This window comes from Bacteroides congonensis (assembly GCF_900130125.1).
Lineage (GTDB): Bacteria > Bacteroidota > Bacteroidia > Bacteroidales > Bacteroidaceae > Bacteroides > Bacteroides congonensis.
Map to the genome: position 1 here is coordinate 1353142 of NZ_FQXY01000011.1, position 17436 is coordinate 1370577.

A 17436-nucleotide genomic window follows, 5' to 3' on the forward strand; every position below is an offset into this window, starting at 1 on the left:
AGTAATAAACTTTAGTTAGCCACAAATGTATGAAAAAAAATCATTCATTTACAGCATTATGTCCTAAATATGCTTTAAATCTAAAACTTCCTTTAGTTATGAGGATTAGTCTAGCACTACTTTTCGCAGTAGTATTACAACTTTCTGCCGAAGATGGCTATGCCCAGCGAACACGGGTTGCCATTTCAATGAACAATGTATCTGTAGAACAGGTACTGAATAAAATAGAGGAGACGTCCGACTATGTTTTCCTTTATAATGATAAAACAATTCAGAAGAATCGTATTGTTTCTGTGAGAAACAATTCAGGTAAGATCCTGAATATTCTTGATGAGGTGTTTAAAGGAACCAACATTACTTATACAGTGGTTGATAAGCAGATTATCTTGTCTACCAATAAATTGAATGTAACAGAGCAAGAACCGACTATTCAGGTAAAAGGTACAGTGAAAGATACAAAAGGTGAACCTTTGATCGGAGTGAATGTGAAAGTAAAAGGAACAACTACCGGTGCTATTACAGATTTCGACGGAAACTTTCAGATTCAAGCTAAAAAGGGAGCGGTATTGGAGATCTCTTATATTGGATATGCTTCTCAAGAGGTGAAGGTTACAGATAATAAATCGCTTTCCATTGTGATGACGGAAGATACAAAAGTCTTGAATGAGGTTGTTGTAACGGCTTTGGGCATTAAACGCGAAACCAAGTCCTTGACATACAATGTGCAGCAGATTGGCGGCGACGAAGTGGCAAAGGCGAAAGATATGAATGTGATGAGCAGTCTTGCCGGTAAGGTGGCGGGTGTGAATATCAATGCAAGTTCATCCGGTATTGGAGGTGGTGCCCGTGTGGTAATGCGTGGTACGAAGTCTATATCCGGTAATAACAACGCTCTATATGTAGTAGATGGAGTTCCTTTGGCTAATATATCAGGTGAACAACCCGACGATCAGTATACGGGTGCCGGACAATCCGGTGACGGATTGGCTAACTTCAACGCTGATGATATAGAATCAATTTCAGTACTTAGCGGATCGGCCGCCGCTGCACTATACGGTTCGGCTGCTGCCAATGGTGTGGTACTTATCACAACGAAGAAAGGGGCTGTAGATAAAACCAGATTGACTTACAGTAATAATTCAACTTTCTATTCACCATTCCGATTGCCGGAATTCCAGAATACGTATGGTTCGGAAACAGGAGAGTGGTATAGTTGGGCATCTAAATTGTCATCTCCTACCGATTATGAAGTTAAAGATTTTTTTCAGACAGGTTACAATGTAGCAAACACTGTAAGTCTGACTACAGGGACACAAAAAAATCAAACCTATGTATCCGTAGGTGCTGTGAATGCCCGGGGTATCATTCAGAATAATGACTTGGACAGATATAATTTCTCTGTTCGTAACACGACCTCTATGCTGAATGATAAACTGACGATGGATTTAAGTTTTATGTATTCTAATGTAAAGGAACAGAATATGTTGTCGCAAGGAGAGTATGCCAATCCATTGGTTCCCGTTTATTTATTTCCGCGCGGTGATGATTTCTCGAAATATCAGTATTATGAACGATATGATGTAGACCGTAACATAAAAACACAGTTCTGGCCATTGAAAGAAAATGGATTATCCATGCAGAATCCTTACTGGATTACGAACCGGAATATGTATACCAACAAGAAAGACCGTTTTCTGGCAAGCGGTTCACTAAAATATACGATAACAGATTGGTTGAATGTTTCCGGACGCGTGAAACTGGATAAGGAAACTATCAACTCGGAAAAGAAAATGTATGCTTCCACTTTGAATGTGATTGCTGAAAACTCGGATAAAGGAGCATACGTGCAATCGAACAAGAATACCAGTCAGATATATGCGGATGCCATGTTGAATATCAATAAATATTTCTATCACGACACATGGAATCTGACAGCATCTTTAGGTGCCAGTTTATTGGATTTGGATTATAAGGAGCTTAATTTTGGCGGCGGATTACTGACCATTCCTAATCTGTTTACTTCTAACAATGCGAACGTTTCCGGTAAATTAACCTATAAAAATACGAACTATCACGACCGTACCAATTCTTTATTCGGAACATTCTCATTAGGATATAAGGGCATGGTTTATGTAGATGGTTCGTTACGTAATGACTGGATATCTGCTTTGGCAGGAACAAATCATTCTTCCATATTATATCCTTCTATCGGTGCTTCAGCGATTCTGACTAATATGTTTACAATGAAATCTAACATTTTTTCTTATGCAAAGATCCGCCTTTCATATAGTGAGGTGGGTAATGCACCGGAAAGATTCAGGGCTATCACTACTTACGCAGTGTTAGGAGGGTTGAATACCACTTCTTATTTCCCGATAAAAGACCTTAAACCGGAGAGAACTCATTCATGGGAAGGAGGATTTAATTTAGGTCTGTTTGATAATAAACTGACACTGGACGTGACAGCTTATAAGACATATACGGAGAATCAGCTCTTCAGTCCGGAAATTTCTACAACAACCGGATATTCTAAACTATATGTAAATGCAGGTAAAGTAACGAATAAAGGTATTGAGTTAGCTCTTGGCTTTAAACAGAATATAGGGCCTGTAGATTGGAAAACAACTTTACTATGGTCGCTCAACAGAAACCGCATTGACCAATTACTCCCTGAATATACAAATGAAGAGTTGGGAGTGACAGTACATTTGGACGAAATGGATGTTTATTCATTAGGCGGTGCCAAACAACGGCTAACAGTAGGGGGCTCTATGGGAGATGTTTATGTGAATACAATGAGAACTGATGAACATGGACATATCTGGATGAATTCAATGACAGGTGCATTGGAAACGGATAAGAATAATTATATCTATGCCGGTAATACCAATCCGAAATATACTCTTAGCTGGAGAAATGAATTTAATTGGAAAGGAATCAGTCTCGGATTTATGTTGAATGCCCGTGTAGGTGGTATCGGAGTTTCTGCCACTCAAGCTGTAATGGACTATTATGGAGTGTCTAAGACATCGGCAGAAGCGCGGGATAATGGTGGCGTGAAAGTAAACGGCCAGATGATTGATGCCCAGACATGGTATCAGACTATCGGAGCTAATGGTACAGGTTATGTAGGTTCTATGTATGTATATAGTATGACGAATGTTCGTTTGGGAGAATTGACATTGGGATATGATATTCCGATCAATAAATGGTGTAAATGGATTTCTGGATTGAATGTGTCCTTTGTAGGACGTAATTTATGGATGCTATATTGTAAGGCTCCATTTGACCCGGAATCTACTGCAAGTACAGGTACTTATAACCAGGGTATGGACTATTTCATGCAACCGAGTTTGAGATCGATGGGATTTTCTGCAAAGATTTCTTTCTAATTGGATAACCTTTAAAAAAAATAATGATGAACATACGTAAGTTTTTTAAAATAAGGAACTACTACTTACTCCTTGGAGTAATCATGATAAATGTAGGTTGTACGAAGAATTTTCTGGAGTACAATACCAATCCTAATGAAGCAACCGATGAGATGACGGATTGGGATAATGTGAGAACTGGTTCTCTTCTTTTACAGATGGAGCAGAACGTACTGGTAGTAGCACAACCGGGACTTAATATCGGTTCGGACAGATATCAGACTGTGGAAGTGATGGGTGGAGATGGTTATGTCGGCTATTTTGGTTTTCCTGCTCCCAGTATCAATTCTGCCGGTCGTTACAATTGGGATAAAAGAAGTTGGTATGGTGATATGTTCACTACCAATTACCTGACGACTATGAATGCCTGGCGTGAAATAAGAAAAGCGATTAACAATGACGAAGATCCCCGGTTTTCTATGGCGCAGATTCTGAAAGTAGCGGCAATGCATCGTGTGACAGATACCTATGGCCCTATTCCTTATTTGAATTTTGGAGTTTCAAAAGAAGTGCCTTATGATTCGCAAAAGGATGTTTATTACAGATTCTTTGAAGAATTGGATGGAGCTATCAATAACTTGGATAGTTATGCTGCATCTGGAAGTAAAGTTTTGTCATCATGGGATTGTGTGTTCAACGGTGATGTTACATCTTGGATAAAGTTTGCCAATTCACTTCGTTTGCGTCTTGCATTGCATCTTGCCTATGTAGATGAAACAAAGGCAAAAAGTGAAGCCCAACTGGCTATTGGCAATAGTCATGGATTGATGAATGTGAAGTCTGATTTAGCAGAACTTCAGCATATTACTCCGATAGCGACTTATGAAAGTCCTCTGTATATTCTGAAAGGATGGGATGATATTTGTATGGGAGCGACGCTGGATTCATACATGAATGGTTATCAGGATCCACGACTTTCTGCTTACTTCGAGGCAGGTACGGGTGGAAAATATCGGGGTATAAGAGCCGGAATGTCAAAGGACGTAAGTAAGGATAAATATATAACAGGAATCTTTGCCGAACCACAGGCAACCGCTACTTCCAATGTAGTGTGGATGCGTTCATCTGAATCATATTTCTTGTTGGCGGAATATGCTTTGCGTTGGGGAACGAATGGCGATGCTAAAAAGTATTATGAAGATGGAATAAGAATGTCTTTTGATGAACATGGTGTATCAGGAGCTGACGCGTATCTGACAAGAACTGCGGCGGGTGGATATGTGCCTGCCAATTATGAGGATCCGGTGACATCATCTCATTCCATGGATGCTTTGGGGACTGTTTCTATCGCTTGGGATGAATCGGGAGATTTTAAAACAAATCTGGAACAAATCATTACTCAAAAGTACATTGCTCTTTATCCGGTGGGACAAGAGGCATGGACAGAGTTCCGCCGTACCGGTTACCCGAAAGTATTTCCGGTTGTTGTGAACGAAAGTTCCGGAGGTTCTGTAGACACAAATATACAAATCCGCAGATTACCTTATCCGGAATCGGAATATAATACGAATAGAACAGAGTTGGATAAAGGCATCACACTTTTAGGTGGCGTAGATAACCCGGGTGTCAGATTGTGGTGGGATGTGCCTAATAAATAATTGGTTACTTAAATAATGCAGAATATGAAAAGAAATTATGTATATTTTTTGTTCACCTGTCTCTTGACATTTGTTGTGAGTGGTTGTGATACGGATATTGAACCTGAAGTTATACAGGCAGCTAATACTTATAATGAAGAATATTATCAGAACCTGCGTGAATATAAGAAAACAGATCATGCTATTTGTTTCGGTTGGTATGCCGGTTATACTTCAGAAGCATCTCCTTCGCAGGGACTTCATTTCACAGGTCTGCCGGATAGTCTGGACATCGTCAGTCTGTGGTCAGGTATTCCTTCCAACAATCCGGCTTATGTAGAAACGAGTTATTATAACGAGCGTTATTTGCCGACTGCTTATGAGGAAATGAATTATATCCGTACGGTAAAGGGGACTCGCGTTGTGATGTGTACGATTTGCCGTATTGGGAGTACGGAATTTCCTAAAACAGACGCAGGTATCGAGGCTTATGCTTTACATCTTGTGAGATGTGTGTTGCGTAATGATCTGGATGGTTTGGACTTGGACTACGAACCGGAAGGCGACTGGTTGCAAAATGATAACTTTACAAAGTTTATAAAGGTATTGGGAAATTATTTCGGTCCTCAATCGGGTACAGGCAAATTATTAATTGTTGACTTCTATAATCAGCTGCCTCCTAAGGAAACAGAACCTTATGTCGATTATTTTGTACGACAATGTTACACCACCGGTAGTGCTCAAACTTTGCAATCTAAATTTGACCAGCTTAGCAGCTGGTGCCCTCCTGAAAAATTCGTTGCTACGGAGCAAATGGGATGGTACTGGCAGAATGGTGGAGTCGCATTTACGGAAGCTGATGGAAATAAAGTAGATTCATGGGGCAATCCAATCTATTCTGTAATAGGTATGGCACGCTGGAATCCTACACAAGGACGAAAAGGCGGATTCGGCGGATATTATTTTGAATATGAATACAATACCACTCGTCCTGCTAATCAGGCTATAGGTGATAAAGAGAAAGCCGCTATTCCTTATTATAGTCTTCGGCGTGGTATTCAGGAACAAAATCCTGCCGGAAAGCCTGTACAACAGTCTACTAAACAAGAAACAGAAGAAGAAAATGGATGAATTTTAAATTTGTATGCAAGGTATGAAAACATTGAATAATATAAAAAAGATATGGGGAGCTGCTTTGATAGGAATAGCTTCTTTTATGCTGCAGGGATGCCAGGAAGCCGCTCAAAAAGGTGACGGGTTGTTAATGACCGGAACATCTTCGGATAGATTGGTGAAGTTTGCCATTGATGGATTTCCATCTGCGTATGCTGTTTCTGTGACTTCAACTTCTCGCGTTGAATCGGATATTCAGGTGAATCTGGCTGTTGATGCAAGTCTGGTTGATACTTATAATCAGGAAATGGGAACCAATTATTATCCCATTCCGGATAAATCATATACATTTGAAAATCCGGAGGTTACGATTTCAGCAGGACAGGCAATTTCTTCTGCTGCCTCTCTTTCAATTGCCGATGATTCGGATTTTGTTCCGGGACGTGTTTATTTGATACCGGTTACCATAAAAAGTGCGACGGGAGATCTGGATATTATAGAAGCAGGACGTACTATTTTTCTGAAAGTATCCCGAACATTGCGCTTCCATGCTCCGTATGTAGGACAGGCTTCTATGGCTTATCAGTTTTTACTTCCAGAGCCTATTCCTTCATTGCCTACTTATACATGGGAAGTGAAGATTTACGCTACTCAATTTCGTTCTTCCGGAGCTTCCGGTACTACCCGTGTTTGCTCATTTGGAGGTAGTGAAGCGTCTGTAGAAGGGGGAGCGATTGATGATGGAGGCTTTAAATGTGACCAGAACCTGCTTCGTTTTGGTGAAGGAACGGATGAGCCGAACCAGTTGCATGTAACAACTAAACAGGGTAAAATGTCATCGAATACTCGCTTTGCTTTAAATACCTGGTATGCTGTTGCCTTGGTAAATGACGGCAGTACGTTGACATTGTATATCAATGGAGAGAAAGATAACTCAATGACAGTTGCTCCGTATGAATATGCGCTTTATGGAGTACAGATCGGTATGCCTTCAAAAGGTTATCAATCTTCACAATTGTTTTATGGTCGTTTGAGTGAGATGCGCCTTTGGACTCGTCCTTTGTCTGCTCGTGAAATTAAAGCAAATGTATGTGGGGTAGATCCTTCTACCAATGGGCTTGTGTCTTATTGGAGAATGAATGAAGGAGAAGGAACTACTTTCTATGATTTATCTCCGTCCAAGCGTGATATCAGTTATAAGAATGGAATCACGATTGACTGGACTTATGATGATACGAATAAATGTCTTGAATAAGGTAATAATAAATGAATAGACTGTATGATAATGAAAAACAATATAAATAGATTAACTCTCCTTTTGCTTGTTTTATTGGGAGGAGTAGGATTCACATCCTGTTCGGATGATGACAATGATTTTATTGAATTGCCGACAATAGAGATGCCACAGTCGGAAGCAGGACTTGTTTCTATTGATTATAGGGAGATACTGGATGCAGGAAGCTATGTTTATGATTATACTATCAAACTGGATAAACCTGCTGCTACTACTTTATTGTGTGACATTGCCGTGGACGAAAGTATGGTAGAGGCTTATAATGCTGCAAATAACACGTCTTATAAGATGATGCCCGCTTTTGTCTATGAGTTGCAAGCTAAAAATGCGATAGTGAAGGCAGGACAGCAAGAATCCAATTCCTTATCAGTTAAGTTTTCATCATTGTTCGGTTTGGTGGAAGGTGAAGAATATTTGCTTCCTATTGTTGCAACAATAGATGAAACATGTGTAGGACAATTTGTAACGGACACTCGTTCTGTTTCTTATTTTACGATTAGCATTGATGGGGAATTGGATTATATACCGGGATTGAATATGAGTTCTTATTCAACGGATATGTATCGTACGTTAAGTTTTGCCAATGATGAAGTCGTTACGATTGAAGATAATACACATACGTTTGAAATGCTTATATATCCATATAGCTGGCACAGTGGAACTAATTACATTGGTACATGGCGTGGTAAAGATACCAACCATAATAATGAGGTTTTTAGTGGTTGTGAACTACGTGTAAGCGGTACAGCGGGAGCATCTAATATCGGTAATCGTCAATGTGACTTGACATTGGCTAATCAAAATATAAAGTTGCCGGCTAATCAATGGGTAAGATTGACCATTACTTGTGACGGAACAAAAACCGGCCAGAATACAGATGTTGCTTATCGTTTATATGTTAACGGTGAGGAAGTTGCTTCTGCAAAACCGACCAAACGTTGGGGGCCATCCTCTTCTCAAAGATTCAAGGTGGGATATACGTTGACCGGTATTCAATTTGGTAATACATCAAGTATGTATTTTGATGGTCTGATTTCTGATATTCGTATGTGGAAGAAATGTCTGACAGCGGAAGAAGTGAAAGCTAACTTGCGTACAATAGCTTCTCCATCTTCTTCGGATTTATATGGCTATTGGAAATTGGATGAAGGAGAAGGAAATACATTGAAGGACAGTTCGGGTAATGGGCGTGATTTAACTTTCCCGGCTTCGGCAAATATCAGCTGGAATGCAGAATTCAATGATTTGCCTCAAGATAATTAAAATGTAAATTTATATTGGGAGTTATTGTGTTTTTACGTAACTCCCAATATTAACTTAAAGAAATGATGATGAAACGTTTTATGTCAGCTTTGATCGTTTTACTGTGCTCTACTGTTGGCGTATGTGCCCAACAACAGGGAAAAGCTGTATTGCGTTTTGATACTACTACTTGGAATTTTGGTAATATTCAGGAAACAGGAGGCAAAGTGAGTTATACTTTTCATTTTACTAATATGCATACTTCTCCGGTTGTGATTGAAGAAGTGATTTCAACTTGTGGGTGTGCCATTCCTGTTTATAGTAAACAACCTGTAAAATCAGGGCATACAGGTACTATTACCGTAACATTCGATCCTAAAGGGCGGACAAACTTTTTCTCTAAGAGTATAAGGGTTGTTTCTAATTCAGGGCAAAGTGTCAATACTCTTTGGGTAAAAGGTACGATACATACAATGAATCGTATAGAAGATGAATATCCTTATTCTTTATCATCAGATATTCTGGCAGACCGAATGACTCTATCTTATGATCTGTTACAACAGAATGGGAGACCGAAACAATTAGAAATTAGAATCTATAACCGATCGGATAAAATGGTCAAGTTGTCATACTCGCTGTTGGATAAGAGTGGGTGTCTGTCGATATCTATGCCATCATTTCTTCAAGGTCGATCTTGTGCGTCTATAAAAATAACGGCTTCTCCTTTAAAAGGCTTTTACGGTACATTTAAAGATAAGATTATTATTACTGCCAATTCCGTACACAGTTCTCCTATACAAATCTTTGGTACAGTGATTGATGATATGAGAAAAGTGAGCACGGCAACTGCTCCCCGGATGAAGTGTTCACAGTCTTATTTAAATTTGGGGAATATCTCATTAAAAAAGCATATTCAGAGAAAAGTTAAAGTTACTAATGAAGGGGCGAATCCTCTTATTATCCGTAAAATAGAATGTCCGGAATTTGTTTCTACTAATATCCGGGGTGAAAAGGTTTTGAAGCAAAATGAGTGTTTGGAGGTTCTGTTTGAATTAAATGTATCATCTTCAAACCATCTATTGGATGCAAAGGTCAAGTTGATAACAAATGATACTCATCAGCCTGTACATACAGTTATATTTGAAGGAGAAATGGGTAAGTAGGGTTGAATATCTCTATTTGAAAGATTAGAAATACACTATAAATTAATTGAGTCATTTTACTATATATAACATTATGATAAAACGATTGTATATCTTGGTGATAGTACAGATGGTATGTACTTTGGGGTTTACTCAATCCTCTTCCTCGTTACCTGCTTACAAAGATCCCAGTTTGTCAATAGATATAAGACTTTCAGATTTACTTTCCCGCATGACTTTAGAAGAAAAGGTCGGTCAGTTACTTTGTCCTTTAGGTTGGGAAATGTATGAAATCCATGGTAGTGAGGTTCATCCTTCCGGAAAGTTCAAGCAATTGATTAAAGAAAGAAAAGTAGGAATGCTTTGGGCAACCTATCGGGCTGACCCGTGGACAAAGAAAACATTGGAAAACGGACTTAAACCTGAATTGGCAGCTAAGGCAGGAAACGCGTTACAAAAATATGTAATTGAGAATACCCGTCTGGGGATTCCTGTCTTCCTCGCGGAAGAAGCCCCTCATGGGCATATGGCTATTGGAACTACTGTCTTTCCTACCGGCATAGGAATGGCGGCAACATGGGCTCCTGAATTAATTAAAGAGGTAGGGCGGGTCATCGCTAAAGAAATCCGTTCCCAGGGCGGGCATATCAGTTACGGGCCTGTGCTTGATTTGACCCATGATCCTAGATGGTCGCGTGTGGAAGAAACTTTCGGTGAAGACCCTGTGTTGAGCGGTACTTTAGGAGCTGCTATGGTTGCCGGATTAGGTGGCGGCAACTTGTCACAGGAATATGCTACCATAGCTACTTTGAAGCATTTCCTGGCTTATGCAGTGCCGGAGGGCGGGCAGAATGGCAATTATGCGTCAATAGGCGTCCGGGATTTGCATCAGAATTTTCTACTCCCTTTTCGTCAGGCAATAGATGCAGGAGCGCTATCCGTAATGACTTCCTATAATTCAATTGATGGTGTTCCTTGTACGTCAAATCATTATCTGTTGACTCAACTGCTACGTAACGAATGGAATTTTCGTGGATTTGTAGTATCGGATTTGTATAGTATCGAAGGGATTCACGAAAGTCATTTTGTGGCTCCGACCAAAGAAAATGCCGCGGTACAGGCTGTTACGGCAGGTGTAGATGTGGATTTGGGCGGAGATGCTTATACGAGCCTTTGTCATGCGGTTCAGAGCGGGCAAGTTGACGAAGCGGTAATTGATACGGCCGTCTGCCGGGTGTTGCGGATGAAATTCGAGATGGGGTTGTTTGAACATCCTTATGTCGATCCGAAGATGGCAGCGAGGGAAGTACGTAGCAGGGAGAGCATTGAATTGGCACGGAAAATAGCTCAGGCTTCTATCACTCTGCTTGAGAATAAGAACTCCATATTGCCTTTGCGTAAAGATATAAATAAGATAGCCGTCATTGGCCCTAATGCTGATAATCAGTATAATATGTTAGGAGATTATACTGCACCCCAAGAAGACGGGAATGTAAAAACCGTACTTGACGGGATTGTTGCCAAACTTTCTCCATCGCGTGTAGAATATGTGAAAGGCTGCGCTATCCGTGATACTACAATAAATGAAATAGAGAAAGCGGTCGAAGCTGCCCTGCGTTCCGAAGTTGTAATTGCAGTAGTGGGGGGCTCTAGTGCCCGTGATTTTAAAACGAGCTATAAGGAGACAGGAGCGGCAGTTGCGGATAAAGGCAATATCAGCGATATGGAATGTGGTGAAGGGTTTGACCGTGCCACTTTGTCTTTACTTGGCAGGCAGCAAGAATTATTAGAAGCCTTGAAGCGGACAGGAAAGCCCTTGGTTGTAGTTTATATTGAAGGTCGTCCGTTAGAAAAGAATTGGCCGGCAGAATATGCCGACGCACTACTGACCGCTTATTATCCCGGTCAGGAAGGGGGAAATGCCATAGCTGATGTCTTGTTCGGGGACTATAATCCGGCAGGCCGTCTGCCAATTACCGTACCTCGTTCGGTAGGACAAATACCTGTATATTATAATAAGAAAGCACCTCAAAACCATGATTATGTAGAAATGTCCGCATTGCCGTTATATGCTTTTGGTTATGGACTAAGCTATACCACTTTTGAATACTCGGGTTTGCAGGTAACTTCTACATCTCCTTATCATTATGAAGTTTCATTTAGGGTGGAGAATACAGGAAAATATGATGGTGAAGAAGTGGCGCAACTTTATATAAGAGATGAATATGCTTCAGTTGTACAGCCAATGAAGCAGTTGAAGCAGTTTAAACGTTTTTTCTTAAAGAAAGGAGAGAAAAAGCCAATTACTTTCACCTTGACAAAAGATGAACTATCCATTATCAATCAGAAGTTGGAAAAAGTTGTTGAACCTGGAACCTTTCAGATAATGGTTGGTTGTTCTTCGGATGATATCAGATTGAAAGATTCTATTTTAGTAAGATGAGTAACTGACGTATATTCATTTTTCTAAAATAACTTTTATTGCTGCTATTATTTGTTTTTTTATCCAAAAGCATCTACTTTTGGCTTCCATAAAAATGATAATAACCGCAAATCTCTGATGACACATATTGGTGAACAAGAAAAGAAGAAGAAATTCGAGCAATTTTTCATTCTTACTTTTCCGAAGGTAAAGGCTTTTGCATGGAAGATTTTACATTCGGAGGAGGATGCTGAAGATATTGCTCAGGATATATTTGTCAAGCTGTGGGATAATCCGGAAATATGGGAGAACAAGGAAACATGGGATAGCTATATCTATACGATGGCCCGTAATCAGATTTATAACTTTTTGAAACATCAGTCGGTAGAGCTTAGCTATCAGGAGAAGTTGTCTCAGGAAGATTCTCCTTCTTTTGAATTTGATACATACGACAAACTTTATGCGAAGGAACTGCAACTTTTGATAAAGCTTACTTTGGATAACATGCCGGAACAACGTAGAAAAGTGTTTTCTATGAGTCGGAAAAACGGTATGAGCAATCAGGAAATCGCTGATAGACTGCAACTTTCTGTCCGTACAGTGGAGCGCCACATCTATCTTGCACTACAAGAATTAAAAAAAGTCATCTTAATTGCATTTTTTTTCTATTTCGGTTGAGTAGTCCGTTTTAGCAAGTTGTCTATATTATATAAGGCAAATCTAAAATGAAGAATTATATTCAAAAAATTATCAATGTATTCACAGCTTCCGGGCATAGTGAGAATGTAACCAAAGAAGTACATCAATGGTTATTGGATGAAGAACATGCTGATGAGAAAGAGGCGGCATTGAATGCATTATGGAAAGAAACAGAAGGAAAAGTTGATTCAGGCACATGGACTTCTTTGGAAAATGTATATAGTAAAATCGGTGTATCTGCCGGTACTAAAAAACAGTATAGGTTATTTCCCTGGAAATATGTGGCAGCAGTCGCTGTGTTTGTTGTAACTGTGTCCGGTACCTTCTGGTTGACAAGGAATGCATTTAATGAGGAGACAATCGCAATGATTGAACAATATATTCCTGATGGCAAAACACGTGAGTTAGAATTACCGGATGGTAGCCGTGTCCATGTAAATTCCGGAACCCTACTGCTTTATCCGGACGCCTTTAAGGGAGATACCCGTACTGTTTATTTGGTCGGTGAGGCCGATTTTAAAGTAAAGAAGAATCCGAATAAGCCATTTATTGTACGGTCTGCGAATATGTCTGTAACAGCTTTGGGGACGGAATTTAATGTAGCCGCCTATCCGGAAGCACCGGAAATTGTTGCTACCTTGATTCAAGGTAAGGTAAAAGTGGGGTATGAACAATCTGATAATTTTTATATTTTGAACCCAGGGCAACAGGTAATTTATAACCGGAAAACCGCTCAAAGTAAAATTGCGGATGCTAACCTGGAAGATGTGACAGCCTGGCAGAGAGGACAGATCGTATTCCGCGGAAGTACAATGGAAGAGATTTTGCAGACTTTGGAAAGACGTTTTGATATAACTTTCCAATATAGTACAAGCTTGTTTACTAACGATAAATATAATTTCAGCTTTAGTGCGAATGCAGATATTGAAGAAGTGATGGAAGTGATGAAAGAAGTCACCGGAAAATTCACTTATAAGATAGATAAAAATATTTGCTATATGAAAATTGTGAGATAGAACAAGATTGTTGATTGTTTAACCTTAAAATATATCATTATGTAAAAAAGTATCCGGAACAAGGATGCCGCCTGGTTCCGGATATGAAATAAGTTTTTTAGTATTAAAAAGTAAAATACTAGATTTTTGATAGAATTAATATTATGAGTTTAACACTAAAAACGCTACGAAGATATGAATTTATATCTAAAAACAGCTAAAAGTACAATAATTATTTGCTGTTTGTTTATATTGCAGACGACAGCATTCGCTCAAAGTAATATTCGTATTACTATAAAAAAAGCAGAAATCACTTTACAAAATGCATTGGTTGAAGTTGAAAGACAATCCAAATTATCTGTCGCTTATAATCAATCACAACTTTCGGGTCAAAGACAATTATCTTTGAATATAGTAAACCAGCCATTAGAGTCTGCTCTAAAGACAATTTTGAAAGGTACGGGATTTTCATATAAATTGACTGATAAGTACATCATGATTGTTCCTGAAAAAAAAGAGACGAACTCGCAGGCTTCAAAGACTGTAAAAGGGAAAATTGTTGATGAGAATGGAGAACCTTTGATTGGTGTGAATGTGGCGGTAGATGGAACTACTACAGGAACCATTACTGATTTTGATGGGAATTTTTCTATGTCAGCCTTTGCTAATTCCACTTTGAAAGTTTCTTATATTGGCTATGCCACTCAGTTAGTCGCCGTTTCGGACAAGGAATTTTATAGTATTACTATGCGTCCGGATAATGAGGTGCTGGATGAGGTCGTAGTTACCGCTTTGGGTATCAAGCGCGAAACGAAATCTCTGACGTATAATGTACAGGAAATGAAAGCGGCGGATCTTACTACCGTAAAGGATGCCAGTTTCATGAACAGTCTGGCAGGTAAGATTGCCGGTGTGACTATTAATCAGAGTGCATCAGGTATTGGTGGTTCTACCCGTGTTGTAATGCGTGGTTTGAAATCTATAACGAATGACAACAATGCTTTATACGTGATTGATGGTATTCCTATGTCTTCTATGCGTTCTAATCAGGAAAAAAGTTTTTATGAGAATGCAGACGGAGGGGACAGTGACGGGATTTCCAGTATAAATCCGGACGATATTGAATCAATGTCTGTATTGACGGGTGCGGCGGCTGCCGCGCTTTATGGTTCGCAAGGTGCGAATGGTGTTGTTTTGATAACAACAAAGAAAGGGGAAGAAGGAAAACTGAGAATTAATTACTCGAACGATACTCAGTTTATGAGCCCTTTAGTAATGCCGGAGTTTCAGACTACTTATGGTTCGGTAGAAGGTGAGTTTGCCAGCTGGGGAGCTAAGAAGAATGCGACATGGGAACCTAAAGACTTTTTTCAAACAGGTTTCACAGAAACTAACTCTATAGGTTTGTCCGCAGGTAATGACCGTAATCAGACCTATTTTTCGGCAGCGTCGACCAATGCACGTGGTATTATTCCTAATAACACTTATAACAGGTATAATTTTACATTGCGTAATACGACTGAATTAATTAAAGATAAGCTGACATTGGACATGAGTGCTTCTTATGTTATAACGAATGATAACAACATGATGTCTCAGGGGCAATATCATAATCCGCTTGTTGCATTGTACCTTATGCCTAGAGGAGATGATTTGAATAAGTATAAAGTATATGAACGTTATAATAGTGAGAAATATTATGATGTGCAATACTGGCCTTATGGTAATCAGGGAATGGCTATCGAAAATCCTTATTGGATCGTAAATCGTGAGAATATGAGTAATCATAAATCACGTTATATGTTCTCGGCAAATTTGAATTATAAAGTATTTGAATGGATGAACGTTGTGGGGCGTATGCGTGTAGATAATAGCAATGACACGTACGAACGTAAAATAGCAGCTTCTTCCGATCAACTATTTGCATCAGAATATGGTAATTATATGAACATGAAGTCAGGATATAAGAACACCTATGGAGATGCAATGATCCAAATTAATAAGCGTTGGGAAAACTGGGGAATCACAGCCAATGTGGGAGGCAGTTTCAACCATCAGACTTATGAGATGACAAATTATGAAGGACATCTGGCTACTGTTCCGAACTTTTTCTCGTTCAATAATATAAGCAAGAATGGGGCGAATACTAAAGCTGAACAGGCAGGATATATTGATAATAATCAAGCTGTATTTGCAACTTTTCAGTTAGGATATAAAAGCTGGGCATATCTGGATTTAACTGCCCGTAATGACTGGTTCTCTACTTTGGCTAATACTGATAATGAGAAAAGTGGATTTTTCTATCCGTCGGTAGGTATATCTGCTGTTGTCAGTGAGATAGTCGATTTGTCGAAAGTATATATTTCCTTTTTAAAGGTCCGGGCTTCTTATAGTGAGGTCGGTAATCCGCCGATGCGACAGATTACAATGCCGACATATACAGTCAAAGATGGTGTTATCAATACTTCCTCAAGATTATTGAATCCGGATTTGAAACCTGAACGTACAAAATCTGTTGAAGTTGGTATGAATCTAAGAATGTTCCAGAATTTACTGAATATTGATTTTACCTATTATAACAGTAATACTTTCAACCAGTTTATTAACTATACTATGCCGCCAAGTACAGGTTACAGTAATTACATGCTGAATGGAGGAAAAGTGAATAACTGGGGTATTGAGGCACGTTTGGGTATCAATACCAATCTTGGACCTGTAAAATGGAACTCCAATCTGACCTTTACAATGAACCGTAATAAGGTTGTTTATTTATTACCCGGTGGTGCTACCAATCCGATAACAGGAGAACCTATCTCTATCACGGAAATAGAACCTTTCAACCCACAAGGTAGCTATAAAATGATAGTGAAAGAAGGAGGTACTTTGAGTGACATTTATGTGACGGGGCTAAAGATGGACTATTTGGGAAATATTAAAGTGGATGCGAATACCGGTGCGATAGAAGCCGATCCGAACACTTGGATAAAAGCAGGTAGTACGGCACCTCGTTTTAACTGGGGGTGGAATAACAGTTTTAGCTGGAAAGGTATTAATTTAAGTTTTCTGATTGATGCCCGTATCGGTGGGGTCGGCGTTTCGGCTACACAAGCGAAGATGGATTACTATGGGACTTCTAAAACATCGGCTATAGTACGTGATAATGGGGGAGTGAATATTAATAGTGGACGTGTGACCGCGAAGGATTACTATAATGTGCTTGGTAATGGTTCGACCGGAGTTTTGGCTAATTATGTATATAGTATGACAAACGTACGACTTAGGGAAGCCACTTTAGGATATACATTCCCGACTAAATGGTTTGGTAACCAGATACAAAACCTGACAGTGTCACTCATTGGTAAAAATCTGTTCATGTTCCATAATAAGGCGCCTTTTGATCCGGAACTATCGGCTTCTACAGGTACATATTATCAAGGGTTTGACTATTTTATGCAGCCGAGTGTACGCAGCATTGGGTTTAGTGTGAAGTTCCAATATTAATAAACCAGAAAGGAATAATA

10 protein-coding genes are annotated in these 17436 nt (G+C 39.4%); all 10 read left to right on the forward strand.

Annotation, left to right across the window (positions count from 1 at the left end):
- Positions 1-98 precede the first annotated feature (98 nt).
- The 10 genes from BQ7997_RS22965 (at position 99) to BQ7997_RS23010 (ending at position 17416) form a co-directional block, all read left to right on the forward strand.
- Positions 99-3392 (forward strand): SusC/RagA family TonB-linked outer membrane protein, encoded by a 3294-nt coding sequence (locus BQ7997_RS22965; protein ID WP_052588029.1) that lies wholly within the window; start codon positions 99-101, stop codon positions 3390-3392.
- Positions 3393-3415: 23 nt separating this feature from the next.
- On the forward strand, positions 3416-5029 hold the full coding sequence (locus BQ7997_RS22970; RefSeq protein WP_073348192.1) for a SusD/RagB family nutrient-binding outer membrane lipoprotein: 1614 nt from the start codon (positions 3416-3418) through the stop codon (positions 5027-5029).
- Positions 5030-5053: 24 nt separating this feature from the next.
- Complete coding sequence (locus BQ7997_RS22975) at positions 5054-6139, forward strand: endo-beta-N-acetylglucosaminidase family protein (RefSeq protein WP_073348520.1); 1086 nt, start codon at positions 5054-5056, stop codon at positions 6137-6139.
- Positions 6140-6161: 22 nt separating this feature from the next.
- Positions 6162-7376, forward strand: coding sequence for a DUF1735 and LamG domain-containing protein (locus tag BQ7997_RS22980; RefSeq protein WP_073348521.1), 1215 nt, complete (start codon positions 6162-6164; stop codon positions 7374-7376).
- 24 nt (positions 7377-7400) lie between these two features.
- Complete coding sequence (locus BQ7997_RS22985; RefSeq protein ID WP_073348193.1) at positions 7401-8678, forward strand: LamG-like jellyroll fold domain-containing protein; 1278 nt, start codon at positions 7401-7403, stop codon at positions 8676-8678.
- Between the two features lie 65 nt (positions 8679-8743).
- A complete protein-coding gene (locus BQ7997_RS22990) occupies positions 8744-9820 on the forward strand; it encodes a DUF1573 domain-containing protein (protein ID WP_073348522.1) in 1077 nt (358 codons plus the stop codon).
- Between the two features lie 73 nt (positions 9821-9893).
- On the forward strand, positions 9894-12242 hold the full coding sequence (locus tag BQ7997_RS22995; RefSeq protein WP_073348523.1) for a glycoside hydrolase family 3 N-terminal domain-containing protein: 2349 nt from the start codon (positions 9894-9896) through the stop codon (positions 12240-12242).
- A gap of 117 nt (positions 12243-12359) precedes the next feature.
- Positions 12360-12899, forward strand: a complete 540-nt coding sequence (locus BQ7997_RS23000; protein WP_022140094.1) for an RNA polymerase sigma-70 factor — start codon at positions 12360-12362, stop codon at positions 12897-12899.
- Between the two features lie 47 nt (positions 12900-12946).
- Complete coding sequence (locus tag BQ7997_RS23005) at positions 12947-13936, forward strand: FecR family protein (RefSeq protein WP_073348194.1); 990 nt, start codon at positions 12947-12949, stop codon at positions 13934-13936.
- A gap of 174 nt (positions 13937-14110) precedes the next feature.
- Complete coding sequence (locus BQ7997_RS23010; protein ID WP_073348195.1) at positions 14111-17416, forward strand: SusC/RagA family TonB-linked outer membrane protein; 3306 nt, start codon at positions 14111-14113, stop codon at positions 17414-17416.
- The last annotated feature ends 20 nt before the right edge of the window (positions 17417-17436 follow it).